General features: G+C 62.5%; 22 protein-coding genes. 11 read left to right on the top strand and 11 right to left on the bottom strand.

What is annotated here, in order from left to right:
• Nucleotides 1-57 precede the first annotated feature (57 nt).
• From KW568_RS09145 to KW568_RS09120, 6 genes are all read right to left on the bottom strand, one after another.
• Entirely contained in the window at nucleotides 58-912 is an 855-nt protein-coding gene (locus KW568_RS09145) for an alpha/beta hydrolase (protein ID WP_003251491.1), read from the bottom strand.
• On the bottom strand, nucleotides 909-1,697 hold the full coding sequence (locus tag KW568_RS09140; protein ID WP_003251493.1) for an alpha/beta fold hydrolase: 789 nt from the start codon (nucleotides 1,695-1,697) through the stop codon (nucleotides 909-911). The genes KW568_RS09145 and KW568_RS09140 overlap by 4 nt, the downstream gene beginning before the upstream one ends.
• Nucleotides 1,698-1,789: 92 nt before the next feature.
• On the bottom strand, nucleotides 1,790-2,164 hold the full coding sequence (locus KW568_RS09135; RefSeq protein WP_003251495.1) for a hypothetical protein: 375 nt from the start codon (nucleotides 2,162-2,164) through the stop codon (nucleotides 1,790-1,792).
• 162 nt (nucleotides 2,165-2,326) lie between these two features.
• On the bottom strand, nucleotides 2,327-2,785 hold the full coding sequence (gene sixA, locus KW568_RS09130) for a phosphohistidine phosphatase SixA (protein ID WP_004576957.1): 459 nt from the start codon (nucleotides 2,783-2,785) through the stop codon (nucleotides 2,327-2,329).
• The gene (locus KW568_RS09125) at nucleotides 2,782-3,129 is read right to left on the bottom strand and encodes a DUF4389 domain-containing protein (RefSeq protein ID WP_003251499.1); all 348 of its coding nucleotides are present in this window, start codon (nucleotides 3,127-3,129) and stop codon (nucleotides 2,782-2,784) included. The genes sixA and KW568_RS09125 overlap by 4 nt, the downstream gene beginning before the upstream one ends.
• A 36-nt stretch (nucleotides 3,130-3,165) precedes the next feature.
• Entirely contained in the window at nucleotides 3,166-4,191 is a 1,026-nt protein-coding gene (locus tag KW568_RS09120) for an NAD(P)H-dependent glycerol-3-phosphate dehydrogenase (protein ID WP_003251500.1), read from the bottom strand.
• A gap of 275 nt (nucleotides 4,192-4,466) precedes the next feature.
• Here KW568_RS09120 and KW568_RS09115 point away from each other — a divergent pair, with 275 nt between their 5' ends.
• The 6 genes from KW568_RS09115 (at nucleotide 4,467) to KW568_RS09090 (ending at nucleotide 13,144) form a co-directional block, all read left to right on the top strand.
• A complete protein-coding gene (locus tag KW568_RS09115; RefSeq protein ID WP_003251502.1) occupies nucleotides 4,467-6,587 on the top strand; it encodes a TonB-dependent siderophore receptor in 2,121 nt (706 codons plus the stop codon).
• Nucleotides 6,587-7,477: an ABC transporter substrate-binding protein gene (locus KW568_RS09110; protein ID WP_003251504.1), complete on the top strand. Its 891-nt coding sequence runs from the start codon at nucleotides 6,587-6,589 to the stop codon at nucleotides 7,475-7,477. The genes KW568_RS09115 and KW568_RS09110 overlap by 1 nt, the downstream gene beginning before the upstream one ends.
• Entirely contained in the window at nucleotides 7,474-9,405 is a 1,932-nt protein-coding gene (locus KW568_RS09105; RefSeq protein ID WP_004576958.1) for an ATP-binding protein, read from the top strand. The genes KW568_RS09110 and KW568_RS09105 overlap by 4 nt, the downstream gene beginning before the upstream one ends.
• A gap of 207 nt (nucleotides 9,406-9,612) precedes the next feature.
• Nucleotides 9,613-10,128 carry a 3-hydroxyacyl-[acyl-carrier-protein] dehydratase FabA gene (fabA, locus tag KW568_RS09100; protein ID WP_003251509.1) on the top strand — a complete coding sequence of 172 codons (516 nt, stop codon included), beginning with the start codon at nucleotides 9,613-9,615 and terminating at the stop codon, nucleotides 10,126-10,128.
• An 11-nt stretch (nucleotides 10,129-10,139) separates the two neighbouring features.
• The gene (gene fabB / locus KW568_RS09095) at nucleotides 10,140-11,360 is read left to right on the top strand and encodes a beta-ketoacyl-ACP synthase I (RefSeq protein WP_003251511.1); all 1,221 of its coding nucleotides are present in this window, start codon (nucleotides 10,140-10,142) and stop codon (nucleotides 11,358-11,360) included.
• Nucleotides 11,361-11,815: 455 nt separating this feature from the next.
• On the top strand, nucleotides 11,816-13,144 hold the full coding sequence (locus KW568_RS09090; RefSeq protein ID WP_004577239.1) for an IS110-like element ISPpu9 family transposase: 1,329 nt from the start codon (nucleotides 11,816-11,818) through the stop codon (nucleotides 13,142-13,144).
• A 70-nt stretch (nucleotides 13,145-13,214) separates the two neighbouring features.
• On the opposite strand, the gene KW568_RS09085 is transcribed toward KW568_RS09090, so the two are convergent.
• Nucleotides 13,215-14,222 carry an amidohydrolase family protein gene (locus tag KW568_RS09085; protein ID WP_004574708.1) on the bottom strand — a complete coding sequence of 336 codons (1,008 nt, stop codon included), beginning with the start codon at nucleotides 14,220-14,222 and terminating at the stop codon, nucleotides 13,215-13,217.
• Nucleotides 14,223-14,339: 117 nt separating this feature from the next.
• Here KW568_RS09085 and KW568_RS09080 point away from each other — a divergent pair, with 117 nt between their 5' ends.
• Complete coding sequence (locus KW568_RS09080; RefSeq protein WP_003251514.1) at nucleotides 14,340-15,203, top strand: pirin family protein; 864 nt, start codon at nucleotides 14,340-14,342, stop codon at nucleotides 15,201-15,203.
• A 140-nt stretch (nucleotides 15,204-15,343) separates the two neighbouring features.
• On the opposite strand, the gene KW568_RS09075 is transcribed toward KW568_RS09080, so the two are convergent.
• The 4 genes from KW568_RS09075 to KW568_RS09060 all read right to left on the bottom strand — a co-directional run bounded on the left by KW568_RS09075 (nucleotide 15,344) and on the right by KW568_RS09060 (nucleotide 19,062).
• Nucleotides 15,344-16,069 carry a dienelactone hydrolase family protein gene (locus KW568_RS09075; protein ID WP_003251516.1) on the bottom strand — a complete coding sequence of 242 codons (726 nt, stop codon included), beginning with the start codon at nucleotides 16,067-16,069 and terminating at the stop codon, nucleotides 15,344-15,346.
• Between the two features lie 63 nt (nucleotides 16,070-16,132).
• A complete protein-coding gene (htpG, locus tag KW568_RS09070; RefSeq protein ID WP_003251518.1) occupies nucleotides 16,133-18,037 on the bottom strand; it encodes a molecular chaperone HtpG in 1,905 nt (634 codons plus the stop codon).
• A gap of 69 nt (nucleotides 18,038-18,106) precedes the next feature.
• A complete protein-coding gene (locus KW568_RS09065; protein ID WP_003251519.1) occupies nucleotides 18,107-18,589 on the bottom strand; it encodes a PaaI family thioesterase in 483 nt (160 codons plus the stop codon).
• Complete coding sequence (locus KW568_RS09060) at nucleotides 18,586-19,062, bottom strand: PaaI family thioesterase (RefSeq protein ID WP_003251521.1); 477 nt, start codon at nucleotides 19,060-19,062, stop codon at nucleotides 18,586-18,588. Before KW568_RS09060 ends, KW568_RS09065 begins: the two co-directional genes overlap by 4 nt.
• A 154-nt stretch (nucleotides 19,063-19,216) precedes the next feature.
• Here KW568_RS09060 and KW568_RS09055 point away from each other — a divergent pair, with 154 nt between their 5' ends.
• The 4 genes from KW568_RS09055 (at nucleotide 19,217) to KW568_RS09040 (ending at nucleotide 24,265) form a co-directional block, all read left to right on the top strand.
• Nucleotides 19,217-19,489 carry a hypothetical protein gene (locus tag KW568_RS09055; protein ID WP_003251523.1) on the top strand — a complete coding sequence of 91 codons (273 nt, stop codon included), beginning with the start codon at nucleotides 19,217-19,219 and terminating at the stop codon, nucleotides 19,487-19,489.
• Between the two features lie 205 nt (nucleotides 19,490-19,694).
• A complete protein-coding gene (locus tag KW568_RS09050) occupies nucleotides 19,695-20,858 on the top strand; it encodes an efflux RND transporter periplasmic adaptor subunit (protein WP_004574714.1) in 1,164 nt (387 codons plus the stop codon).
• A complete protein-coding gene (locus tag KW568_RS09045; RefSeq protein WP_003251526.1) occupies nucleotides 20,859-22,829 on the top strand; it encodes a MacB family efflux pump subunit in 1,971 nt (656 codons plus the stop codon).
• Entirely contained in the window at nucleotides 22,826-24,265 is a 1,440-nt protein-coding gene (locus tag KW568_RS09040; RefSeq protein ID WP_004574717.1) for an efflux transporter outer membrane subunit, read from the top strand. The genes KW568_RS09045 and KW568_RS09040 overlap by 4 nt, the downstream gene beginning before the upstream one ends.
• The last annotated feature ends 67 nt before the right edge of the window (nucleotides 24,266-24,332 follow it).

Genomic DNA, 24,332 nt, shown 5'->3' with positions numbered 1-24,332 from the left:
GTTGCATGGTTGTCTCCCTGTTCAACCCGCCAAGCCTCGACACTTGTCCGGTGCAAGTCAAGCAAAGCCAAAGAAGCGATTGATACAGTCTGCAACAAGGGCCGCGCCCTGCGCATCGTTCAGGTGCAGGTGATGGCCGCCGGGTAGTGTCACCTGTTCAAAGGGTAGCTGCTCCAGCAACCCGGTGTGGCGCGCCAGCATGCCGTCGGCGGCCACCACCAACAGCGCCGGGCAACTCACCCGCCGCACATAGGCCATGGCCTGGGCCTCGCTCAGGCGCACCGGCGAGGGCAGGGTCAGCCGGCTGTCGCTGCGCCAGCTATAGCCACCGGGCACTGGCATCAGGCCACGCTGGGCCAGCAGCTCGGCCGCTTCACGGCTGACCGCGACCATGCCTTTCATCCGGGCTTGCACCCCTGCTTCCAATGTCGCATACACCGACTTGCGCTTGCCATCCAGCCGCAACTGGGCTTGCAGTGCCATCCCTAAGCGCTCACCTGCGTCCTGCTCGGCGCCAGTCGGCGGGATCACGCCGTCGATTAGCGCCAGGTGACTGACCCGATCGGGCAATGCACCGGCCAGTTGCACCGAAATGATCGCGCCCAGCGAATGCCCCAGCAGGGCGAAACGCGGCCAACCCAGTTGCTCGGCCACGCGCAGCACGTCATGGGCATAGTCGGCCAGGGCATACCCGGCGCCGAGCGGGCGGTGCTCTGAATAACCATGGCCAGCCAGGTCCAGGGCGACGAGGCGCAGACCTTTCAGTTGCGGTGCCAGGCGGGCAAAGCTGTTGGCATTGTCCAGCCAACCATGCAGGGCAATCACCGGCAGCCCGTCTTCGGGGCCGAACAGGTGTGCAGCCAGTTCGATATGGCCCAGGCTCAGACGAATTTCCTCAACGTGTGCGCTCATGCCTGGCTCCAGCGGTCGAACAGGCCCTTGATCAGGCTGGCAGTGTCGGCCGGGCGCTCCAGCGGGAACATGTGCCCACCCGGTACACTGTGGTATTCACCTTTGGGCATACTGCGCACGGCCAAGGTGTGGTGGCGACGAATGACGTTGCTCCGGTTGCCGCGCACCATGGCCAGCGGCACCTGCAACTGGCGCGCGGGGGCGGGGCTGGTGTGCGGGATGCTGCGGTAGATGCTGATTTCAGTAGCAGGGTCGAAGCGCAACTGTAGCCCTTGCTCCACCACCTGCAGGCCATGTTCTACATAAGCGTCGAGGCAATCGGGATCGAAATGGCGGAACAGTGATTTGCCAGCGAAATAGTCCCGGGCGCTGTCGCGGTCATTGAACGTTTCGCGACGCCCCAGGGTGCGCCCGGCCGGTGTGATGCGGTCGATGAAACCAAAGCGCTTGGCTGTGCGCAGCAGCCATTGATCAGCGCGGGTGAGCACCGGGGAGTCGAGCATCACCAGCCCCCGGTAGTACTCGGGGCAGCGCAATGCCGCGTGCAGGTGCAACACGCCACCCAGCGAATGGCCGACGCCCCAGACCGGCTGGTCCTGCTGCGCCAGGTGATGCAACAATTCATCGACCAGGCTTTGCCAGTTTTCGTCCACGGGAAAGCGCGGGTCATGCGCGTGCTGGGCCAGGTGCTGCACCTGATAGTCCGGCGCCAGCGCTGCAAACAGCTTGCCGTAGGTGGCCGATGGGAAACCGTTGGCATGGGCGAAGAAGATCTGCTGCGACATGGCGCCTGGTCCGGACCGGAATGATGGCCCATTGTCGGCATCGCGGGGCGGTTCGGCAATGTCCATAAAGGTCATCGGCGAGGGGGATCAGGTCATGCCGAGCGGTCGAAACTGCCCAGCGACCGACGCAGGCAGGCCTGCATGTAGGCCACTTGGCTCTCCAGCGCCTCGCGGGCCAGACGCTGGTCCTGGTAGTCCAGTTGCAGGCGGCGCAAGGCCAGACAACTGGTTTGCAGCAGGTGCGAGACCCGCAGGCAGGCGTCCTGCAGCGTCCGCAGGTCCTGCTCGCATTGTTGCCTCGCAACAGGGTCCAGCCCAGGGTTGTCGTTCACCTTGCGCATCAGGTGGTAAAGCTTGGCATCGGCCGATTCACGCAGCAGGCTGTATTGGGCGAAATCCAGCGAAGTACCTTGGTCAACCTGTTCCAGGGTGGGTTGCAGGTCCAGGGAGCGCAACAGCTCCAGCATTTCACCCCTCATTCGCCGTTCCCTGATGTTTGCCATGTGGCAACGCTAACAAGCGGTGGTGAAGTGCGACAACTGACAAAAATGCCAGTTGCCTTATCGCTCTTTACCCATGCCAGCATTCAGACGCGAGCGAAACAGTGGCCTGCACAAGCCATGGGACGTTCACGCGGGTGAGTGGATGGCCCGAAGCGTCATCAACCCGGCCAGCGGCCACTCCCCTTCCAGCTCCGCCAGGCTGGCAGTGCTCATGGCTGCCGGCTGTTGCCTGTGGCCGTGCTCCAGCGCACCGACCAAGGTGCCTACCAGCGGCTGGTGGCTGACCAGCAGCACATGCTCAAGCCCCAGGCGCTCGATTTCGCCGATGACCTGCTGTACATCACCCTCGGGCGTCAGCCAGGGCACGGTGCGCACCGCTTCGGCGAAGCCCAGGGTGTCATGCACCAGCGCGGCGGTCTGCTGGGCGCGTACGTAAGGGCTGGCGACAATCGCCTGCAATGGCTGCCCGATCAGGTAAGCCGCACTGTGCAGCACCTGCTCGCGACCATGGGCAGTCAACCGGCGCTCGGCATCTGTCTTGGCCCGCGGCTCAGCTTCACCGTGGCGCAGCACCCACAGCTTCACAGCTTGGGTTCCTCGTCACGCACCGGATGCGCGGCCGGTGCCACGGCGTGCGCGGCTTCACCTTCCGGCGCACGCGGGGCCGGCCAGTCTGCGAACGGCCATGGCTTCTGGTCGCTGTGGAAACTGCCGAAGCGGCCGATCTGTGCCAGGTACTGGCTCAGGCTGTCGCCGAAGTTCATCAGGCTGGCGCTGGGCGCGCCATACACCAGTCGGTAGATCAGTTGTACCAGCACCAGGCCACCCAACAGCAACTCGGCCAGTTGCCAGACCACCAGGAACACCAGCATCCACAGCACCCGCAGGATGATCGACTCGCGCTGGGCGCGTTCGGGCGTATCGTTCATGTGTTGCTCCTTGCTCGTGTCAGAGCCGCCAAGGGCTCAGTTGAAACCGCTGATGGAAATGAAATCGACATCGGTCTTGGGCTCGGCGCGCATCAGGTGCTCGATCACCTGGTTCAGCGTGCGGCCTTCGAACAGGATGGCATGCAGGCCGGCCACCAGCGGCATGTACACCTGCACTTGCTGGGCCTTGGTCTTGAGCACCTTGAGCGTGTTGACCCCCTCGGCCACTTCGCCCAGGCGGTTGACTGCCTCTTCCAGGCTTTGACCCTGCCCCAGTGCGTAGCCAACCTGATAGTTGCGGCTCTTGGGCGAGGAGCAGGTGACGATCAGGTCACCGACACCGGCCAGGCCGAGGAAGGTCATGGGGTTGGCGCCCTGGCTGACGGCGAAACGGGTCATCTCGGCCAAGGCCCGGGTAATCAGCATGCTCTTGGTGTTCTCGCCCATCCCCAAGGCCACAGCCATGCCGGCGATGATCGCGTAGACGTTCTTCAATGCACCGCCCAGTTCGACGCCGAAACGGTCGGCACTGGCGTAGACGCGGAAGGTACGCCCGTGCAGCACGGCCTGTACCTGCTGGCACAGTGCTTCATGCTCACTGGCCACCACTGTGGCAGTCAGTGCATGTTCGGCGATTTCGCGCGCCAGGTTGGGCCCTGACAAAACGCCGATGCGCGCCTCGGGGGCGATTTCTTCGAGGATCTGGCTCATCAGCTTGAAGCTTTGCGCTTCGATGCCCTTGGTCAGGCTGACCAGGCCTTTGCCGCGCAGCAGCTCGGCATGCGGTGCCAGCACGCTGCGCAAGGCACTCGATGGCAGGGCAACGAAGATCAGCTCGCTGGCCTGCAGGGTGGCCAGCAAGTCGTTGACCGGCTCAACCCCATCGTGCAGGCGGATACCCTTGAGGTAGCGCGGATTCTCGCGATTCACACGCATGGCCTCGGCCTGCGCCGGGTCGCGCATCCATTGACGCACCGGCACACCGTTTTCCGCCAGCAGGTTCGCCACGGCGGTGCCGAAGCTACCGCCGCCCAGAACCGCAACAGGTTGCTGTTCAGTCATATCCAATCCATTAAAGCCAAAAGTTAAGTGGCGACCCCGCCATTATACGGCTCGCCTGCCATGCGCCAAGGTCAGCAACGCAGATCACACTGTCATGGCCACGTTGCAACAAATGCAGGCGCGAGCTTGCTGGCGATGCGCCGCACCGGCGGCGCTCGATTTCCGCCCCCACGAAAGCGTCAAGACAGGCACGCTGCAAAACCGCTGCAGATCACTGGAAAATACGCCAAGGTCAGTTACCATGCCTGTTTCAATCCTGAAACAAAGGCCGCTCCGTGTTCCCTGGCACGCCACCGTACCCGCGCCTGCTGTTATTGACCGCCCTGCTCGGCGGCCAGGCTGCGGCCGACGACCTGTTCATCGACACCCCCGACCTGCCACAGGTTCTGACCGCCACACGCCTGAAACAATCCCCCGCCGCTGTCCCGGGCAGCATGACCGTACTCGACAGCGAACTGATTCGCGCCAGCGGTGCCCGTGACATCCCCGAACTGCTGCGCCTGGTACCGGGCATGATGATCGGCTACGGTGCCGGCAATCAACCCACGGTCAACTACCACGGCAGCAACGTCAACGACGCACGGCGCATGCAGGTACTGATCGATGGCCGTTCGGTGTACCGCGCAGGCCTGGCCACGGTGGACTGGAGCGACATCCCCTTGGCCATGGAGGACATCGAGCGCATCGAGGTGTTCCGCGGCCCGAACACCGTCAGCTATGGCGCCAACGCGCTGATGGCAGTGGTCAACATCCTCACCCGCAACCCCGCCGACAGCCATGGTACACGGCTGAAAGTGACGCGCGGCCAGGACGGCATCAACGACTTCTATGCCAGCCACGGCTTCGGTTGGGACGGTGGCGACATGCGCCTGTCGCTGTCGGGCCAACAGGACGACGGCTTCGATGAGAACCAGTTCGGCCAGGACTACCGCGACAGCCGCCGCCTGACCCGCTTCAACCTCAGCGCCAACCACAACCTGGCGGTCGACCAGACCCTGGAGTGGCAACTGGCGGCCAAGGAAGGCAGCAATCAGCGGCCCTACACCTACCAGCCGGTGTTCCAGCAGTACGAGTCCGGGAACAATGCCGACGTCAACGCCAAGGACTATGCGGGCTCGTTGCGCTGGACCAAAGACTTCAGCGCTGAACACAGCCTTTATATCCAGGGCTCAGCCCAGCATTTTGACCGCCAGCAAGTCTGGCGCGCTTGCGATGCCTTGCAATCATTCAGCCCCGAATTGACTCAGATCTGGCAAATCAATCCCGATTTTGCCGAGAAAGTAGCGCGCGGAATCGCTGGAGGAACACCACTTTCGACCAGCGACCCTGTCCTGAGTGAGCTCCTGGAAAAGGTGAAACAGCAATGGAAGGAAGGTGGAGATCAGCAGGTCTGCGGCGACGTCGACCAGAGCACCCGCGAAACCCGCTACGACCTGGAAATCCAGGACACCCTGAGCCTGACCGACAGCCTGCGCCTGCTCAGCGGCATGAACTACCGCTATGATCGTGCCGACTCGCAGACCTACTTCAACGGCAGCATCGACGACCAGACCTGGCGACTGTTCGGCCAGCTGGAATGGCGCGCCGACGAGCACTGGATCCTGCAGGGCGGCGCCATGCTCGAGGACTCCCGCCTGTCCGGCAGCTCGCTGACCCCGCGGGTGGCGATCAACTACCTGATCACCCCGCGCCATGGCCTGCGTGCGGTGTATTCCGAGGCTGTGCGCTCGCCAGACATGTTCGAGAACAACGTCAACTGGAGTTACACGGTCAAGAACCTGACCCCAACCCCTAATGCATTCAAGCTGCAAAACGGCGAATACTTCGTCAAGACCCGTGGCCCTGGCGACCTTGAACAGGAGCGCATGCGCTCGCGCGAGCTGGGCTACAACGGCTACTTCAGCGACATCGACCTGAGCCTGGATGTGAAGCTGTTCTACGACGAGATCACCGGCATGATCAGCGAGCCGCTGAGGAACAACCAGTACATCGCCAGCAACGCCAACAAGGCCCGTTTCAGCGGCAGCGAGGCGCAAATGGACTGGCGCCCCACCCTGCGCGACCGCCTGCGCCTGACCTATGCCTACGTCGATGCCTGGGCCAGTAACCCCGACGACCGTCGCCTTAGCGCCCGCAACAGCGGCTCGGCCGGGTGGATGCGCGAATGGGGTGCCGGCTGGTCGAGCGCGCTGTTCTATTACGGTGACGATGCCCTCAACCAGTACCGCTACGAGCGTCTGGACCTGCGCCTGGCCAAGCGTTTTCGGGTGTATGGCAGCAACCTGGAGCTGGCGGCGCTGTGGCAGCAGCGCCTGGACGATGAACCGACCTCGGCCCTGCAGAACCGCTACGACAGCCGTCACCGCCTGAGCGTGAGCGCGGAGCTGGAGTTCTGATGGCCCTGCTGCTGCGCCTGTTGCTGCTCTGCCTGTGGCCGTTGGGGCCTTTGTCCGCCAGCGAAGTCCTGCTGGTTGGGGCTGAGGACCAGCCCGGTGTACGCAGCTTCATCGCCGCTCTGGAAAGCCGCCGGCCACACGATCATGTGCAGTTTCGCACCACCACCGAACTGCCGCGCCCGGGCAAGCTCAAAGCCGACCAACGCCTGATCCTGCTCGACAACGCAGCACTGGAATGGCGCCTGGGGGAAACCGCCGGCCCACCGGCGCTGGTCATGCGGGTCAGCCGGGTACAGGCTGAACAGCGCCTGGGAAAGTCGCGCCCCGCGTTCCTCACACTGTTGTGGAGCGACGCACCGTTGGGACGGCAACTGCGCCTGGCACGCTACTTGTTGCCGCAGGCCAGGCGCGTTGGCGTGCTGTACGGCGAGCACAGCAGCTTTCTGCTGGACGAACTGCGCCATGCTGCACGGCCGCTAGGCCTGGAGATCGTGGCCCAGGACTGGTCCGACCCGCGTGACAACCGGCCGCTGCAGCACCTGCTGGGCAACAGCGATGTGCTACTGGGCCTGGACGACCCTGACTTGTACAACTCCAAGACCGCAAAGAACCTGCTGTTGAGCAGTTATGGCCGGCAGATGGCACTGATCGGCCCGAACGCCGGCTTCGTTCGCGCCGGCGCCCTGGCCAGTACCTACAGCGACCAGGACGACTGGCTGTGGGTGCTCGACCAGTTGCTCGACCAGCCGCCGACACGCTGGCCGCGCAGCCTGTACCCAATGCGCTACGGGGTCAGTGGCAACCAGCAGGTGGCCCGGGCCCTGGGTCTTGAACCGATCGATCAGAACGCCGCCGTCAAGGCCCTGGCCGAGGGAGAACCCACCCCATGAGCAAACGCTTGAGCTGGGACATTCATACCCGCACGCAGATCATCAGTCTCGGCCCCGCCCTGCTGCTGACCTTGCTCTTGATCAGTTTCTTTACCTTCGTACGCATCCAGGACCTGCGCCAGGAACTCAACCACACCGGGCAACTGATCGCCAACCAGTTGGCACCGGCGTCGGAGTATGGGGTGATTTCGGGCAACAACGAAGTGCTTGAAGGGCTGATGCGTGCCACCCTCAGCATCCCGCACGTACGCTTTCTGGAAGTGCAGGACAGCCGCAACCACATCCTGGTGTACGTCGAGCAGTCCGACGAAAGTGCCAACCGCGCGCAACGGGTCGAAGTGTTCCAGGCGCCCATTCGCCTGCAGCAAATCCGCCTGGACAACGACTTCCTGCAACAGGGCAAAGCCACCACCCCGGCCATCGGTGACGACTACCTGGGCCGCGTGATCGTCGGCATGTCCGATGACGCCTTCAGTCAGCGCCAGCAGGAAATCGTGATCAAGGCCGGGATCCTGGCGTTGTTCGCCCTGCTGTTCACCTTCTTGCTGGCACGCCGCCTGGCCCTGAGCCTGGCCAAGCCGATCAGCGACATGGGCCATGCGGTCAAGGCAATTCAGCAAGGCAAGTACAACACCCCCTTGCCGGTCGTCGACGACAGCGAGCTGGGCCACTTGGCCCGCCACATCAACAACCTGGCCAGCGCCCTGGAACAGGCCAGTGCCGAACAGAAGCAGGCCATTGCCGAACTGATCCAGGCCCGCGAGGAGGCCGAACAGGCCAACCGCGCCAAATCGGATTTCCTGGCGATGATGAGCCATGAGTTGCGCACCCCGATGAATGGCGTGCTGGGCATGCTGCAACTGCTGGAAACCACGCCGCTGAGCAATGAACAGGCCGATTACACGGCAGTGGCCAGCGAGTCCACCGGGCACTTGCTGAAGGTCATCAACGACATCCTCGATTTTTCGCGCATCGAACGCGCCGCGCTGCAGCTGGAGCACATCGACTTCAACCTGGGCGAGCTGATCACCAGCAGTGTCCAGTCGTTCCAGCACAGCGCCCAGCAACGCGGCCTGGGCCTGCACCTGCAACTGCCGGCCGGCATCGAGCAGTTGCAGGTGAACGGCGACCCCACGCGCATCCGCCAGATCCTGCTGAACCTGGTGGGCAACGCCCTGAAGTTCACCGAACGTGGCCAGGTGCAAGTCGACGCACGCTGGCAGGTGCTCGACCGGCAGCTGATCTGGCTGACCTGCAGCGTGCGCGACACCGGCATCGGCATCGACAGCGACCGCCTGGAAATGATGTTCGTCGCCTTCCAGCAGGCCGACAGCTCGATTTCCCGTCGTTATGGCGGTACCGGGCTGGGGCTGTCGATCGCTCGTACCTTGGCCGAGCGCATGGGCGGCAAGCTACGCGGTGAAAGCCGTGAGGGCCTGGGTTCGACCTTTACCCTGGAGATGCCGCTGGCACTCGCCACCCCTGCCCCCATCCCGCTGACGCCGCCAACGGCTGCACGAACGACGGTGCCGGACAATGATCAGGTACTGCTGGTGGAGGACAATCCGGTCAACCGGAGTGTCGTAGAAGCCATGCTGCGCAGCCTGGGGCTGGCAGTATGCACGGCAGAAGATGGCCTTGAAGCCGTCGAGCGGGTCGGCCAGCAGCGCTTTGCTGCCGTGCTGATGGATTGCCGCCTGCCGCACCTGGACGGCTATGAAGCCACCCGACGCATCCGCCAGTTGCCCAACGGCGCTGGGCTACCGATCATCGCCCTGACCGCCAACGCGTTGCAGGGCGACCGCGAACGTTGCATGGCCGCTGGTATGGACGATTACCTGAGCAAACCCTTGCGCCGTACCGAATTGCAGCAGGTGCTGCAGCGCTGGTTACCCGGTCAGACAACCGCGACTGGCGATAAATGCTAAAGTGCGGCAGTCTTAAACACTGGACAGGACCTTCATCGGACCTGAAAATAGACGTTTCAGTGCACACCTGTACTTCTTTCACCAGGTGCGCTGTGACTTTCACCACAACGCAATAGTCTACCTGTAGGCTGCCGTCTCGAAGCGCTTGGTTTTCGGGCCGGCCGGGAAGATTCATCCCCTGCCGCAGGGGGTTATTGAGGAGCTCGCATGACCAAACAACACGCCTTTACTCGGGAAGACCTGCTGCGCTGCAGTCGCGGTGAGCTGTTCGGCCCAGGTAATGCGCAACTGCCCGCGCCGAACATGCTGATGGTCGATCGCATCACCCATATCAGCGAAGAAGGCGGCAAGTACGGCAAAGGTGAGTTGGTCGCCGAGCTGGATATCAACCCGGACCTGTGGTTCTTCGCCTGCCATTTCGAAGGCGATCCGGTCATGCCGGGCTGCTTGGGCCTCGACGCCATGTGGCAGCTGGTTGGCTTCTTCCTCGGCTGGCAGGGCCTGCCAGGCCGTGGCCGCGCCCTGGGTTCGGGCGAGGTGAAATTCTTTGGCCAGGTACTGCCTGAAGCCAAGAAAGTCACGTACAACATTCACATCAAGCGCGTCCTGAAGGGCAAGCTGAACATGGCCATCGCCGATGGCTCGGTCAGCGTCGACGGCCGCGAGATCTACACTGCCGAAGGCCTGCGGGTCGGCGTGTTCACCTCCACTGACAATTTCTAAGGGTTATTCGCATGCGCCGCGTCGTTATCACTGGTCTGGGCATCGTATCGTGCCTGGGCAATGACAAAGCTACCGTCACCGAAAACCTGCGCAACAGCCGTCCGGGTATCCGTTTCAACCCGGAATACAAGGAAATGGGGCTGCGTAGCCAGGTTTCCGGTTCCATCGACCTCAACCTCGAAGAACTGATCGACCGCAAGGTTTACCGCTTCGTCGGCCATGCGGCTGCCTACGCCTACCTGGCCATGCAGGACGCGATCAAGGACGCCGGCCTGACCGAAGAGCAGGTTTCCAACCCGCGTACCGGCCTGGTGGCCGGTTCCGGCGGCGCCTCGACCCTGAACCAGATGGAAGCGCTGGACACCCTGCGTGAGAAAGGCGTCAAGCGCGTCGGCCCATACCGCGTTACCCGCACCATGGGCAGCACCGTGTCGGCATGCCTGGCCACCCCGTTCAAGATCAAGGGCATCAACTACTCGATCTCGTCGGCCTGTGCCACCTCGGCTCACTGCATCGGTACCGCACTGGAGCAGATCCAGTGGGGCAAGCAGGACATCGTCTTCGCCGGTGGTGGTGAAGAAGAGCACTGGAGCCAGTCGTTCCTGTTCGATGCCATGGGCGCCCTGTCGACCAAGCGCAACGAAACCCCGGAACTGGCCTCGCGCGCCTACGACGCTGACCGTGATGGTTTCGTCATCGCTGGCGGTGGCGGCATGGTCGTGGTCGAGGAACTGGAACACGCCCTGGCCCGCGGCGCCAAGATCTACGCCGAAATCGTTGGCTACGGTGCGACTTCCGACGGCTACGACATGGTTGCACCGAGCGGCGAAGGCGCCATCCGCTGCATGCAGCAGGCGCTGTCCACTGTCGACACCCCGATCGACTACCTGAACACCCACGGTACCTCGACCCCGGTCGGTGACGTGGCCGAGATCAAGGGCGTGCGTGCCGTGTTCGGCGACAAGGCGCCGAAGATCAGCTCTACCAAGAGCCTGTCGGGTCACTCGCTGGGCGCTGCCGGCGTGCACGAGGCGATCTACTGCCTGCTGATGATGGAAAACAACTTCATCGCCGGCTCTGCCAACATCGACGAGCTGGATCCGGAAGTCGCCGACTTGCCAATCCTGCGTAAAACCGAAGAAAACGCCAAGATCGACACGGTCATGAGCAACAGCTTCGGCTTCGGCGGCACCAACGCCACCCTGGTGCTCAAGCGCTGGGAAGGCAAGTAAGACGCTGCTGCTGTCAATGAAAACGCCCCGACTGGTTCGGGGCGTTTTTGTTTGTATTGCCTGTGCGGGCCTCTTCGCGGGTAAACCCACCACACAAGCCTTCAGCGCTGTGCCCACCCTGTAGGAGATCACCCAGCCCTTCCGGGCTGCGCTGTCGCGCAGCAAACATGAGGTGTACGGCTTCAGTTCCGCAGCGACGCTGACATTTTGAAAAAGAAAAGGCGGTTGGCCCGGTAGGGCCAGCCGCCTTTTGCTTTGTTAGGGTTCGTGTGCGCGGGACAGAGATCGTAGCCAGCACTGGTGTGTGTCCGCACACCCGCGTAGGAGAGTGATCCGCACGGTATCGGCGTGAAGTCCCTGTAGGCATCAGCTGATTCAGCTGTGACCACGTATGAGAGAGTGAACCCTTTCGCCACCGTGTGCCCCGCGCGCCCTTTATCCTGCGAGGATTCATCATGGCGCGCAAGCCTTCCAAGCAACGCTTTACCGTCGTCCATCCCGATTGCGCGGCGATCGATGTCGGTGGTCGAGAACATTTCGTGGCGGTCGATCCCCGGCACGAAAATCCCGTCCAGTCGTTCACGTCCTTTACTGACGACCTACTCAAGATGGCTAACTGGCTTGAAAGCCTGGGGATCAAGGTCGTTGCCATGGAATCCACGGGGGTTTATTGGATTCCAATTTACGAGATTCTCAGCGAGCGCGGTTTTGAGGTTTATCTCGTCAATGCCAGAGCAACTCGGCAAATCACGGGCCGTAAATCAGATGTGTTGGATTGCCAGTGGATTTGGCAGCTGATGACTCATGGACTGCTCAGAGGCGCATTCCGCCCCGATGATCTGACCTGCTGCGTCCGGTCATTGGTCAGGCAGCGTGCTTCCAAAGTGAAAGACCAGGCGCAGACGCTGAACCGTATGCAAAAGGCCATGAGCCAAATGAACATCCAGCTGGCCAATGTCATCAGTGATATTTCCGGTGTAACTGGCATGAAGATTTTGCGAGCCATCTGCGCAGGTGAACGGGACCCAGTGCAACTGGCTGAACTGACCGACCGCCGCATCAAGGCAGGCAAGGAGGCTGTCGCTCGGAGTCTTCATGGCAATTGGCGGCGCGAGCATTTGCATGCGCTAACTCAGGAATTGGCTGCCTATGACTTCCTGGAGCAGCAAATTGCTGATTGTGACGACGCCATAAAAGCCGCGTTAGAGCAGTTGCCGGTGCTGCAAAACAAGCCAGAGCCATCCAATAAGCCTTTACGGAGCCCACACCGAAACGGTGTCCAACAGACTGAATTGCATCAGACATTGTGGAAAGTTCTTGGCGTGGACCTAACCGCAATTCCAACCATTGGGGTGGACACTGCATTAGTGCTGGCAGGGGAGATCGGTACAGATCTATCACGCTTCCCGTCCTCACAGCACTTCTGCTCTTGGTTGGGACTGGCTCCCCCTACCCGAATTTCCGGCGGTCATCGACTGGCAGGTGGCGGGCCCAAAATAGTCAATCGAGCAGCTCAAGCACTCAAGCAGGCCGCATCCAATGCCCGTAACGACAAGGGTTTCATTGGTGCATCACACCGAGCCAGACTGACTCGAATGGATACCAGCTGCGCCATCAAGGCCACTGCGCATCAGTTGGCACGTCTGGTGTACAACCTGTTAACCAAGAAGCAGGCTTATGTTGAACAAGGTCTTGAGGAGTTTGAAACCAGAAGCCAAGACCGGCAGGTCCGGGCTTTGCTTCGCAAAGCCCGGAAACTGGGGTATCAACTGGTGGCCGCTTGAGTGTTTAGAAAACAATGGGTTGCATTTTGTTTGATGAGAGCGGGTTTACCCGCGAAGAGGCCCGCACAGGTCACTGCTGTACCTTGGGCAACACCGCCAGAAAATTCTCCCGGGCCACCTTGTGCGCCACCGCCTCCGGCAAGGCATCCAGAAACGGCTTGAACCCGTGCATCTGCTCCCCCAGGCTGCCGAACCGCCCCACCACATCCGACCCCAGCATGAACCGCTCCGGGTACTTCTCGACCAGCGCCAACCATGCCTCGCGCGGCACGCCCTGCTCATCCAGCAAATACGGCTGCAGCACACTCCACGACAAATCGACATACAGGTTCGGGTAGTCCTCCAGCAATCGCGTCAGCACCGGCAGTAGAAAGTCCATCTGCGTCTGGTGGCGGTGTATCTCCATGCTGCTGCCCGCATGCGCCCAGATGAATCGCGTGTGCGGATGGTTGCGCAGCGGCTCTTCGATCTCCGCCAGGTACAGCGGGTTGCGCTCGCGCTTGGAGGTGATGTTGGAATGCAGCAGCACGGGCAGGTCGCGCTCGGCCGCCAGGTGGTAGATACGCGTCATGGCTTCATTATTGGCACGTGGCGTGTCGCCACTGGTCAGCGCTGTCAGGTCATCATGTCGGGTGAACACCTCGCCGATGCCCTGCCACAGCCCCGGGTACAAATCGAGCATGCGCTCGATATGGCTGACAGCATTCTTGTCCACCGGGTTGAAACCACTTAGGAACGGGTGGAACCGCTTGCGCTGCTCACTTGGCAATTGCTGCAGCGCCGCCGCCACGTAAGTGTCGGTGGCGCTGTACCAATAGGCGTCGGCGTCATCACCGGCGTAGTAGCGCGGGCGCTTGGGCTCGTCTTCGTGCCATTTCTTGGCCACGGGTATGCCTGAAATCATCGACTGCTCAACCCCTGCGGCATCCATGGCCTTGATCAGCGCCGGCATGCCTTCACTTTCCTGGAAGAAGTCCACGTAGTGCAAGTGGGCATCACTGTAGCGGTACTCGCGCGCCTGGGCCGCCTGGCACAGCCAGCCGAACAACAGCACACAAGCCAGCGCTCTGGCGGTCATGGTCATCTTCCTCATGCAAGTACGAACCCAGTAGACCAGGCGGCCGCCAAGACGGTTCAGCCACGGCGGGCAAACCGCTATGCTTGAGGCACTTCCACCGTGCCTGGAGCCTTCCCCATGAGCAGCCCACTGGTCATCCACCCCCGAGCCGAGACGGTCGAGGGCCAGCCGATCCTGCGCCCGCTGCCATCAGCCCAGTGCCGCAGCGTCGGCCCGTTCGTGTTCTTCGACCACATGCTCGAAACAGACTATGCCCCGGGGCATGGCATGGACATCCGCCAGCACCCGCATATCGGCCTGTCTACCCTGACCTACCTGTTCGAAGGCGCAATCCTGCACAAGGACAGCCTCGGCTCGGCGCAGCGGGTGCTGCCTGGTGATGTCAGCTGGATGACTGCGGGCAGCGGCGTCGCCCATGTCGAGCGCACCCCGGAAGATGCCCTGGCCCATGGTTCGCGCCTGCATGGGCTGCAGGTATGGCTGGCGTCGCCACGCGCGTTTGAGCAAGGCCCGGCAAGTTACAGCCATCACCCCGCCGAGAGCCTGCCCGTCAGTGACAGCCTGGGTGTACGTATCTGCATGATTGCGGGCAGCGGGTTCTGCCTGGCGTCACCGGTGCCGGTGCTGTCCCCTACCCTTTATGCGCATGTCCGGATGCAACCGGCGACCACCTTGCTGGTACCGACCGAGCATGTGCAGCGGGCGCTGTACGTGCTCGATGGTGAGTTGATGATGAACGATGAAGACGTGGAGCCGTGCACCCTGGTGGTGTTGCCGCAGGGCGAAGAGGTGACATTGTATGCCGAGGGTGAATGCCAACTGGTACTGATTGGCGGCGCACCGCTGGATGGGCCGCGTCGGATGAACTGGAACTTCGTCGCCAGCGACCCGGAGCTGATCGAGCGGGCCCGGGCCAGGTGGGCTGCGGGGGATTGGCCGGAGGTGCCGGGGGAACATTCGAGGATCGAGTTGCCTCGGTGATCGGGGCCGCTTTGCGGCCCTTCGCGGGTAAACCCGCTCCTACACCTGATCGGGGGTGGACACAGGTCGGTGATTGGGCGCAGGCCGTCGTGTAGGCGCGGGTTTACCCGCGAAGGGCTGCAAAGCAGCCCCCTGCAATCTCAGCGCTGGAATACTTCACTCAGCAGATTATGCATCGAACGAAACGCTCGCTCGGAAGTGCGCCGGTTATACTGCATCTTGCCCGGCACATTGGCATTCGGGTCGGTAAACGAGTGCACCGCGCCGCCATAACTGAGCAACTGCCAGTCCACCTTGGCCGCGTTCATCTCGTCCTCGAATGCCGGCAACTGCTCCTTAGGCACCAATGGGTCGGAGGCACCGTGCAACACCAGCACCGAGCCCTTGATGTGCTTGGCATCTTCAGGGTCCGGCGTGTCCAGGGTGCCGTGGAACGACACGGCCGCACGCAGGTCGGCGCCGCTACGGGCCAGTTCCAACGCACAGCAGCCACCGAAGCAGAAGCCGAAGGTGGCCACCTTGCCAGGCTCCAGCAGCGCCTTCGACTGCCCCAGCAATTGCGCCAGGGCTTCCTGCATGCGCTTGCGCAGTTCGCCACGGTCATTCTTCAGCGGCATCATCGCCACGCCTGCTTCATCGGCATTGGACGGGCGCACCGATTGCCCGTACAGGTCGGCGATCAGCACCACATAGCCCTTCTCGGCCACTTCCTTGGCAATGCGCTCGGCACCTTCACCAATGCCCATCCAGTTCGGCGCCATCACCAGCCCTGGGCGGCCCAGCGCACCCGGCTCATAGACCAAACGGCTTTCGAAGGCCTTGCCAGACAGGTGATAAACCAGCGATTCGACGATTACTTTGCTCATCAAGCACTCCTTTGGCACTCGTCATAAAAAAGCCCGCCGAAGCGGGCTTTGCTGTGCATCAACTCAAGCAGACAGCTCGACCAGTAGCTTGTTCAGGCGACGAACGTATGCCGCCGGGTCCTTCAGGCTGTCACCGGCCGCCAGGGCCGCCTGATCGAACAGGATATGTGACAGCTCGGCGAAACGGTCTTCGCTCTGCTCGTGGTCCAGCTTCTCGATCAGCGGGTGGCTCGGGTTGAACTCGAAGATCGGCTTGGACTCCGGCACTTTCTGCCCGCTGGCTTCCAGGATCTGGCGCATCTGCAGGCCCAAGTCCTGCTCGCCGATGGCCAGGATCGCCGGCGAATCGGTCAGGCGGTGCGAGACGCGCACTTCGGCCACGCTATCACCCAGCGCACCTTTCAGTCGCTCGACCAAACCTTCCTTGTCCTTGGCGACTTCTTCCTGGGCTTTCTTGTCTTCTTCCGAATCCAGCTTGCCCAGGTCCAGGTCACCACGGGCAATATCGACAAAGGCCTTGCCGTCGAACTCGTTGAGGTAGCTCATCAGCCACTCGTCGATGCGGTCAGTGAGCAGCAGCACTTCGATGCCTTTCTTGCGGAAGACTTCCAGGTGCGGGCTGTTCTTGACCTGCGCGTACGACTCGCCGGTGAGGTAATAGATCTTGTCCTGACCTTCCTTGGCGCGGGCCAGGTAGTCGGCCAGGGCGACGCTCTGCTCGCCGCTGTCGTCCTGGGTGGAAGCAAAGCGCAGCAGACCGGCGATTTTCTCCTTGTTGGCAAAATCTTCGGCCGGGCCCTCTTTCAGCACCTGACCGAAGTTTTTCCAGAAGCCCTTGTATTGCTCGGGTTCGTTCTTCGCCAGCTTCTCCAGCATGTCCAGCACACGCTTGGTCAGCGCGGTCTTCATCGAATCGATGATCGGGTCTTTCTGCAGGATTTCACGCGACACGTTCAGCGACAGGTCGTTGGAATCAACCACACCCTTGATGAAGCGCAGGTACAGCGGCAGGAACGACTCGGCCTGGTCCATGATGAACACACGCTGCACGTACAGCTTCAGGCCGCGCGGTGCTTCGCGCTGGTACAGGTCGAACGGCGCACGGGCCGGCACGTACAGCAGCGAGTTGTATTCGAGCTTGCCTTCGACCTTGTTGTGGCTCCAGGCCAGCGGGTTTTCGAAGTCATGGCCGATGTGCTTGTAGAACTCCTGGTATTCCTCGTCCTTCACCTCGGTGCGCGAACGGGTCCACAGGGCGCTGGCACGGTTGACGGTTTCCCACGCTTCGGCCGGCTGCTCTTCACCTTCAGCGGCGGCCTGCTCTTTCGGCAGTTGAATCGGCAGGGCGATGTGGTCGGAGTATTTCTTGACCACGTTGCGCAGGCGCCAGCCATCGGCGAACTCCTGCTCGTCCTTCTTCAGGTGCAGGACGATACGGGTACCGCGCTGTGGTTTGTCGATGGTGGCGACTTCGAATTCGCCCTCGCCTTTCGACGACCAGTGCACACCTTCGGCCGCTGGCTGGCCGGCACGGCGGCTGTACACGTCGACCTTGTCGGCAACGATGAACGCGGAGTAGAAGCCCACGCCGAACTGACCGATCAGGTGCGAGTCCTTCTTCTGGTCACCGGTGAGGTTCTTCATGAAGTCGGCAGTGCCGGACTTGGCGATGGTGCCCAGGTGGGCAATGACGTCTTCGCGGCTCATGCCGATGCCGTTGTCCTCGAGGGTCACGGTACCGGCGTCCTTGTCGAAGCTCAGGCGAATCTTCAGGTCAGCATCGCCTTCGAGCAGCTCTGGCTTGGCCAGGGCTTCGAAACGCAGCTTGTCGGCGGCGTCGGAAGCATTGGAAATCAGCTCCCGCAGGAAGATTTCCTTGTTCGAGTACAGCGAGTGAATCATGAGGTGCAGCAGTTGCTTTACCTCGGTCTGGAAGCCCAACGTTTCCTTTTGTGTTTCCACAGTCATGGTCTTCGAAACTCCGATCTGATGGCGGTGGCGCCTGGCGGCCGGTTCGGCCAGCGTTAACGGCGGATGTCATGCAGATGGGGGCTGCCCGGATGATTTCAAGGGCTTTTCCGGTTCGATCTTGAAATGCGCACGGGCCGTGGCAATCGGCGACTGCCTGTCGCCCTGCCAGGCGGTGATGGCCACGTTGGTCACCCGCCGGCCCTGACGCCACAGCTGGCACTGGGCGTAGGTATCGCGAAAATGCCCGGCGCGCAGGTAGTCGATAGAAAAGTCGATGATCTTCGGAATGCTTGCGCTCTCGCTGTAGATCAGCAGGTACAGCGCTGCCGACAGCTCCATGAAGCCGGCGATCACGCCGCCATGAATGGCCGGTAGCAGTGGGTTGCCGATATTGTCCGGGCTTGCCGGCAGGCGGAACAACACATCATCGCCCTGACGTTCGCATTCGATGCCGATCAGCCCGGCATAGGGAATCAGCGCCAGCAATGGTCGATAGTCGCCCACCGCATGGGCGGCGTTGAGCTGCTGGCGCACCGCGTGCGGAATCATGCCTTGCCCTCCTTCAGACTGTCGCCGAAACGGATGCCGCCCTTGATGTCCTGGCCCAGGCGCATGAACGTGCCCACCACCTGGCAGATGGGCTGGTCGGGGTCGTCCTGGTAGGCGGTGCCACGGGTAAAGATCACGTCGCGGGTAACACGGTAGCACTGGGCGTGGCCGTAGATGTCCTTGCCGGCCTCAGCCGGGTGCATGTAGTCGATGCGCAGGTCCAACGTCGGGCACACTTCGAAGCGCGGCAGCACACACAACGTGGCCATGCCACAGGTGGTGTCCATCAGCGTGGTCAGCGCACCGCCGTGCACGGCACCGGTTTGCGGGTTGCCGACAATCGCTGGCGACCATGGCAGGACCAGGGTCATGCCATCACCATCAGCCTGCGCCACGCGCATCTGCAACAGCTGACAATGTTTTAACGCCGAGAGAAAGCGTTCGGCCATTGCCATCAAGGTTGAATCGTTCATCGGCTGTTCCCACCGGCCGCAGGGCAGCGGCATAAATTCGTTAAAAAGTCTATGTAGAACGGGGCGTTATATATCTGTAATCTTCGTGGAACTTATTCCGCGTAGTTGCACTCGAAGGAACAAGTCACTTATTCCACCAAGGAGAAACACCCCCATGCGTAAACCTTTTGCTTTTGCTCTGATGCTGGCCGCTGCCATGGGCCTGGCTGCTTGCGATAAAGCGAGCGAAGACAAAGCCCAGGACGCACAGCAACACGCCGAGCAAGCCCAGGAAAAAATGGGTGAAGCTCAGGATAAGATGAACGAAGCCGCCAAGGAAAACGCCGAAGCTGCCAAAGATCAGGCCGAAGCCGAGCAGAAGGCTGCCGAAGAAGCCGCTCCGGCTACTCCGGCTCCAGCTACGCCGGCAGAACCTGCCAAGCAGTAACTCGCGTCAACAAAAAAACCCGACAACTGTCGGGTTTTTTTGTGTTTGCAAGTTGCAGCTTAAACGTTTAACCCAATAGTTCACTCGCCGCCGGCATTTATCAGCACCCGCCGCGTGCCGCGCAGTAAATTTTGCGGGCGGGTTCTCGTTCAAAGTACAACCCCGCGACGTGTCTCGGAGGAACTTACTTTGGCCGGAACCCTGCATGAAACGTCCCCCCTTGGCCCGCCGGGCCCTGATCACCTTAGTTGGCCTGGCGACATTGCTGGCCGTAAGTGCCTGGCAGATCCTGCCACCCCGCCATGATGGCCTGAATACCGTCACTGTCAGCCGGGGTGATATCGAGAGCAGCGTTACCGCCATCGGCACCTTGCAGCCACGCCGTTATGTTGACGTCGGCGCCCAGGCATCCGGGCAGATCCGTGCCATCAAGGTCGAGGTCGGCGACGCGGTGCAAGAAGGCCAGTTGCTGGTCGAGATCGACCCTTCCACGCAACAGGCCAAGCTGGACGCGGGACGCTACTCGGTCGAAAACCTGCAGGCACAGTTGCAAGAGCAACGTGCCCAGCATGAGCTGGCCCGGCAGAAGGCCGAGCGCCAGCAGAGCCTGGCGGCAGGCGGCGCCACGCGCGAAGAGGATGTGCAAACGGCGCGCGCCGAGCTCAAGGCCACCCAGGCGCGCATCGACATGATCCAGGCGCAGATTCGCCAGGCCCAGGCCAGCCTGCGCAGCGACCAGGCCGAACTGGGTTACACCCGCATCTATGCCCCCATGAGTGGCACCGTGGTCGCACTGGATGCCCGCGAGGGGCAGACGCTTAACGCCCAGCAGCAGACCCCGCTGATCCTGCGCATCGCCAAATTGTCACCGATGACAGTCTGGGCGGAAGTGTCGGAAGCGGACATTGGCCACGTCAAACCCGGCATGCACGCCTATTTCACCACCCTCAGCGGTGGCACCCGGCGCTGGAACAGCACTGTACGGCAGATCCTGCCGGTGCCGCCCAAGCCGCTGGAGCATGCCAACCAGGGCAGCGGCAGCCCGGCCAGCAAAAGCAATGGCCGGGTGGTGTTGTATACGGTGTTGCTGGACGTCGATAACGCCGACGGCGCCCTGATGGCAGAAATGACCACCCAGGTGTTCTTCGTCGCTGACCGTGCGCACAATGTGCTGACCGCCCCGATTTCCGCGCTCAACCCGGGCAAGCAGCCCGATCGCAGGCTGGCACAGGTACTGACGAAACACGGCGCCATTGAAAATCGCGAAGTGCGCACCGGCATCAGCGACCGCCTGCGCGTGCAGATTCTCGAAGGGCTGGAAGAAGGTGATCGCCTGCTGATCAGCCCCTTGCTCAGTGCAGGAGGGTAAATGCCAGTCCCACTGATTGAGCTGCGCGATATCCGCAAATGCTATGGCGGCGTCGATACACCGCAAATCGAGGTCTTGCGCGGTATCAACCTGAGCATTCACGCCGGTGAATTCGTCGCCATTGTCGGTACCTCCGGCTCAGGCAAGTCTACGCTGATGAACATCCTCGGCTGCCTGGACCGCCCCTCCAGTGGCGACTACCTGTTCGCGGGTGAACAGGTGGCCAGCCTGGACAGTGACGCACTCGCCTGGCTGCGGCGTGAAGCCTTCGGTTTCGTGTTCCAGGGCTATCACCTGATTGCCTCCGGCACCGCCCAGGAAAATGTCGAAATGCCGGCGATCTATGCCGGCACGCCTGCCGCCGAGCGCCACGCACGCGCCCATGCCCTGCTGACCCGCCTGGGCCTGGCCGAACGTACCGGTAATCGCCCGCACCAGTTGTCCGGCGGCCAGCAACAACGCGTATCGATAGCCCGCGCGCTGATGAACGGTGGCCACATCATTCTGGCAGACGAACCCACCGGCGCCCTCGACAGCCGCAGCGGTACCGAAGTCATGGCCCTGCTCGACGAACTGGCCAGCCAGGGCCATGTGGTGATCCTCATCACCCACGACCGGGAAGTCGCCGCACGGGCCAAGCGCATCATCGAAATCCGCGATGGCCAGATCATCAGCGACCAGGCCCAGCCTGAGCCACTGCCCGCTGCGCACCCTGAGGTCGACGTGCTGCAGGCCGTCGACCTGCGCCAGCGCCTGAACGACGGCAGCGAGCACAACGGTGCCTGGAAAGGCGAACTGCTGGACGCCGTCAAGGCGGCGTGGAGGGTGATGTGGATCAACCGCTTCCGCACCGCACTGACGTTGCTGGGCATCATCATCGGCGTGGCGTCGGTGGTGGTCATGCTGGCAGTGGGTGAAGGCAGCAAGCGCCAGGTCATGGCGCAGATGGGCGCCTTCGGCTCCAACATCATCTACCTCAACGGCAAGCCACCCGCCCCCAGGGCGCCGGAAGGCATCATCACCCTGGACGACACCCGCGCCATCGCCACCCTGCCCCAGGTGCGCATGATCATGCCCGTCAATGGCGGCAAGGCCGGTGTGCGCTATGGCAACCAGGACCTGAAGCTCTATGTCGGCGGCTCCAACACCTACTTCCCGCAGATATTCAACTGGCCAGTGGCGCAGGGCAGTTTCTTCACCGAGGCCGACGAAGCCGCCGGCGCGGCAGTGGCAGTGATTGGCGAAAAGACCCGGGAAAAACTGTTTGCCGACCGCAACCCGGTGGGCCAGTACATTCTCATCGAGAACGCACCGTTCCAGGTCATCGGGGTGCTGGCCGGCAAGGGCGCCAGCTCTGGCGACCAGGATGCCGACGCCCGAGTGATGGTGCCCTACACCACCGCCAGCGTGCGCCTGTTCGGCAACCAGGCCCCGGAATACGTGGTGATCGCCGCCGCAGATGCGCGCCAGGTGAAGCAGACCGAGCAGGTCATCGACCAGTTGCTGCTGAAACTGCACAACGGCGTAACCGACTTCGAACTGACCAACAATGCGGCCATGATCCAGGCCGAAGCCAAAACGCAGAACGCACTGTCGCTGATGCTGGGCGCCATTGCCGCCATTTCGCTGCTGGTGGGCGGCATCGGGGTGATGAACATCATGCTGATGACCGTGCGCGAGCGCACACGGGAAATTGGTATCCGCATGGCCACCGGCGCGCGCCAGCGCGACATCCTGCGCCAGTTCCTTACTGAAGCCGTGATGCTGACGATGGTCGGCGGCGTCAGCGGCATCGCCCTGGCATTACTGATCGGCGGCGCCCTGAGCCTGGGCCAGGTCGCCGTCGCCTTCTCGCTGCCTGCCGCCATCGGTGCCTTCGCCTGCGCGGTGGTCACCGGTATCGCGTTCGGCTTCATGCCCGCCCGCAAGGCTGCACGGCTCGACCCGGTGGCCGCCCTTACCAGCGTATGAGTACCCCAACGTTGATCAAACCCTTGCCCCTGCTCGGCGCCTGCCTGCTGCTGAGCGCCTGCGCCACCCCTGCAACGCCGCCGCAACACGGTGTGCATACCCCGGCCCGCTGGCAGGCGGCCGCGCCTCAGAGCACACCACGCCACTTGACCGGCTGGTGGCAGTCGTTCGGCAGCCCGGCACTGAACCAGCTGGTGGAGCAAGCCCGCACCGACAGCTTCGAAATCGGCGCGGCCATGGCCCGGGTTCGCCAGGCACAGGCTGATGCGGTCATTGCCGGCGGCCCCTTGCTGCCCGAGGTGACCGGGGCAGCCAATGCCAACCGCGAGCGCCTGCAGCACGGCAACGGCTACAGCCAACTGAATTCCAGCCCGACCCAGCGCACCACTCATTACCTGGATGTGGCCCTGAAGGCCAGCTACGAGGTGGACTTCTGGGGCGGCAACGCGGCAGCCCGCGAGAGTGCCCTGCACGGCCTGCAAGCCAGTGAGTTCGACCGCGCGACCGTTGAACTGACCTTGCTCGGCAAGGTTGCCGACAGCTACATGCAGGCGCTGGCCTTCCAGCAGCAGGGGCGGATTGCCGACCTTAACCTGGCCAACGCCGAGCGTGTCCTGCAACTGGTGCAAACCCGCTTCGATGCAGGCTCGGCCACAGCACTGGAACTGGCCCAGCAACAAAGCCTGGTCGCCACCCAGCAACGGCAACGCCCGCTTTACCAGCAACAGGCGCGGGAGGCCCTGATCACTCTGGCGACCCTGGTCGGGCAACCGGTGCAGGACTTGCAACTGGGCCACACGCGCTTTGAACAGCTCAACTGGCCCTCGATCGATGCGGGCCTGCCCAGCGAACTGATCAGCCGTCGGCCGGACATCGCCAATGCCGAGGCCAAGCTGGCGGCGGCTCAGGCCAATGTGCGCGTAGCCCGCGCGGCGATGCTGCCCAAACTCAACCTGACGCTGATCGTCGGCAGCGGCGCCGATCACTTCCCGGACGTCTTGCGCAACCCCTTCACCAGCCTCGCCGCAGGCCTGGTCACGCCGGTGTTCAACAACGGCCGCCTGCGCGCTGAACGCGACAAGGCGGTAGCAAGCCAGGAGGAACTGCTGCAGAACTACCGCGGCGCCATCCTGGCCGGTTTCGGCGATGTGGAAAAGGCCCTCAATACCCTGGACGGCATCGACCGGCAACTGCATTGGCAGGCGATCGAACTGCAACAGGCGCGCAAAGCCTTCGACATCGCCGAAAGCCGCTACCAGGCGGGCGCCGAGGACCTGCTGACCGTCCTGCAAACCCAACGCACCCTGTACCAGGCTCAGGACGAGGATGTGCAACTGCGCCTCAAGCGGGTCATGGGCAGCATCGCCCTGTACAAGGCCCTGGGCGGCGGCTGGCAGGTCGCTGGCGTTGAACCGGGTGCCGCACCTGGCGCTTAAACATCGGCAGGTGCGGTTCGTCTTTATCCATGGACAGCACCCGACAAGTCGCACTCGCCCTCTCACA

The organism is Pseudomonas sp. HD6515 (assembly GCF_024971855.1).
In the GTDB taxonomy this organism is placed as follows: Bacteria; Pseudomonadota; Gammaproteobacteria; order Pseudomonadales; family Pseudomonadaceae; genus Aquipseudomonas; species Aquipseudomonas alloputida.
Note: the sequence above shows the minus strand (reverse complement) of the source record. Positions and strands in the feature narration are given on the sequence as shown.

Coding starts and splice junctions, on each gene's coding strand:
- KW568_RS09145 (WP_003251491.1), bottom strand. CDS start 912: ATGAGCGCACACGTTGAGGAAATTCGTCTGAGCCTGGGCCATATCGAA.
- KW568_RS09140 (WP_003251493.1), bottom strand. CDS start 1,697: ATGTCGCAGCAGATCTTCTTCGCCCATGCCAACGGTTTCCCATCGGCC.
- KW568_RS09135 (WP_003251495.1), bottom strand. CDS start 2,164: ATGCTGGAGCTGTTGCGCTCCCTGGACCTGCAACCCACCCTGGAACAG.
- KW568_RS09125 (WP_003251499.1), bottom strand. CDS start 3,129: ATGAACGATACGCCCGAACGCGCCCAGCGCGAGTCGATCATCCTGCGG.
- KW568_RS09120 (WP_003251500.1), bottom strand. CDS start 4,191: ATGACTGAACAGCAACCTGTTGCGGTTCTGGGCGGCGGTAGCTTCGGC.
- KW568_RS09110 (WP_003251504.1), top strand. CDS start 6,587: ATGGCCCTGCTGCTGCGCCTGTTGCTGCTCTGCCTGTGGCCGTTGGGG.
- KW568_RS09105 (WP_004576958.1), top strand. CDS start 7,474: ATGAGCAAACGCTTGAGCTGGGACATTCATACCCGCACGCAGATCATC.
- fabA (WP_003251509.1), top strand. CDS start 9,613: ATGACCAAACAACACGCCTTTACTCGGGAAGACCTGCTGCGCTGCAGT.
- fabB (WP_003251511.1), top strand. CDS start 10,140: ATGCGCCGCGTCGTTATCACTGGTCTGGGCATCGTATCGTGCCTGGGC.
- KW568_RS09090 (WP_004577239.1), top strand. CDS start 11,816: ATGGCGCGCAAGCCTTCCAAGCAACGCTTTACCGTCGTCCATCCCGAT.
- KW568_RS09085 (WP_004574708.1), bottom strand. CDS start 14,222: ATGACCGCCAGAGCGCTGGCTTGTGTGCTGTTGTTCGGCTGGCTGTGC.
- KW568_RS09080 (WP_003251514.1), top strand. CDS start 14,340: ATGAGCAGCCCACTGGTCATCCACCCCCGAGCCGAGACGGTCGAGGGC.
- KW568_RS09075 (WP_003251516.1), bottom strand. CDS start 16,069: ATGAGCAAAGTAATCGTCGAATCGCTGGTTTATCACCTGTCTGGCAAG.
- htpG (WP_003251518.1), bottom strand. CDS start 18,037: ATGACTGTGGAAACACAAAAGGAAACGTTGGGCTTCCAGACCGAGGTA.
- KW568_RS09065 (WP_003251519.1), bottom strand. CDS start 18,589: ATGATTCCGCACGCGGTGCGCCAGCAGCTCAACGCCGCCCATGCGGTG.
- KW568_RS09060 (WP_003251521.1), bottom strand. CDS start 19,062: ATGAACGATTCAACCTTGATGGCAATGGCCGAACGCTTTCTCTCGGCG.
- KW568_RS09055 (WP_003251523.1), top strand. CDS start 19,217: ATGCGTAAACCTTTTGCTTTTGCTCTGATGCTGGCCGCTGCCATGGGC.
- KW568_RS09050 (WP_004574714.1), top strand. CDS start 19,695: ATGAAACGTCCCCCCTTGGCCCGCCGGGCCCTGATCACCTTAGTTGGC.
- KW568_RS09045 (WP_003251526.1), top strand. CDS start 20,859: ATGCCAGTCCCACTGATTGAGCTGCGCGATATCCGCAAATGCTATGGC.
- KW568_RS09040 (WP_004574717.1), top strand. CDS start 22,826: ATGAGTACCCCAACGTTGATCAAACCCTTGCCCCTGCTCGGCGCCTGC.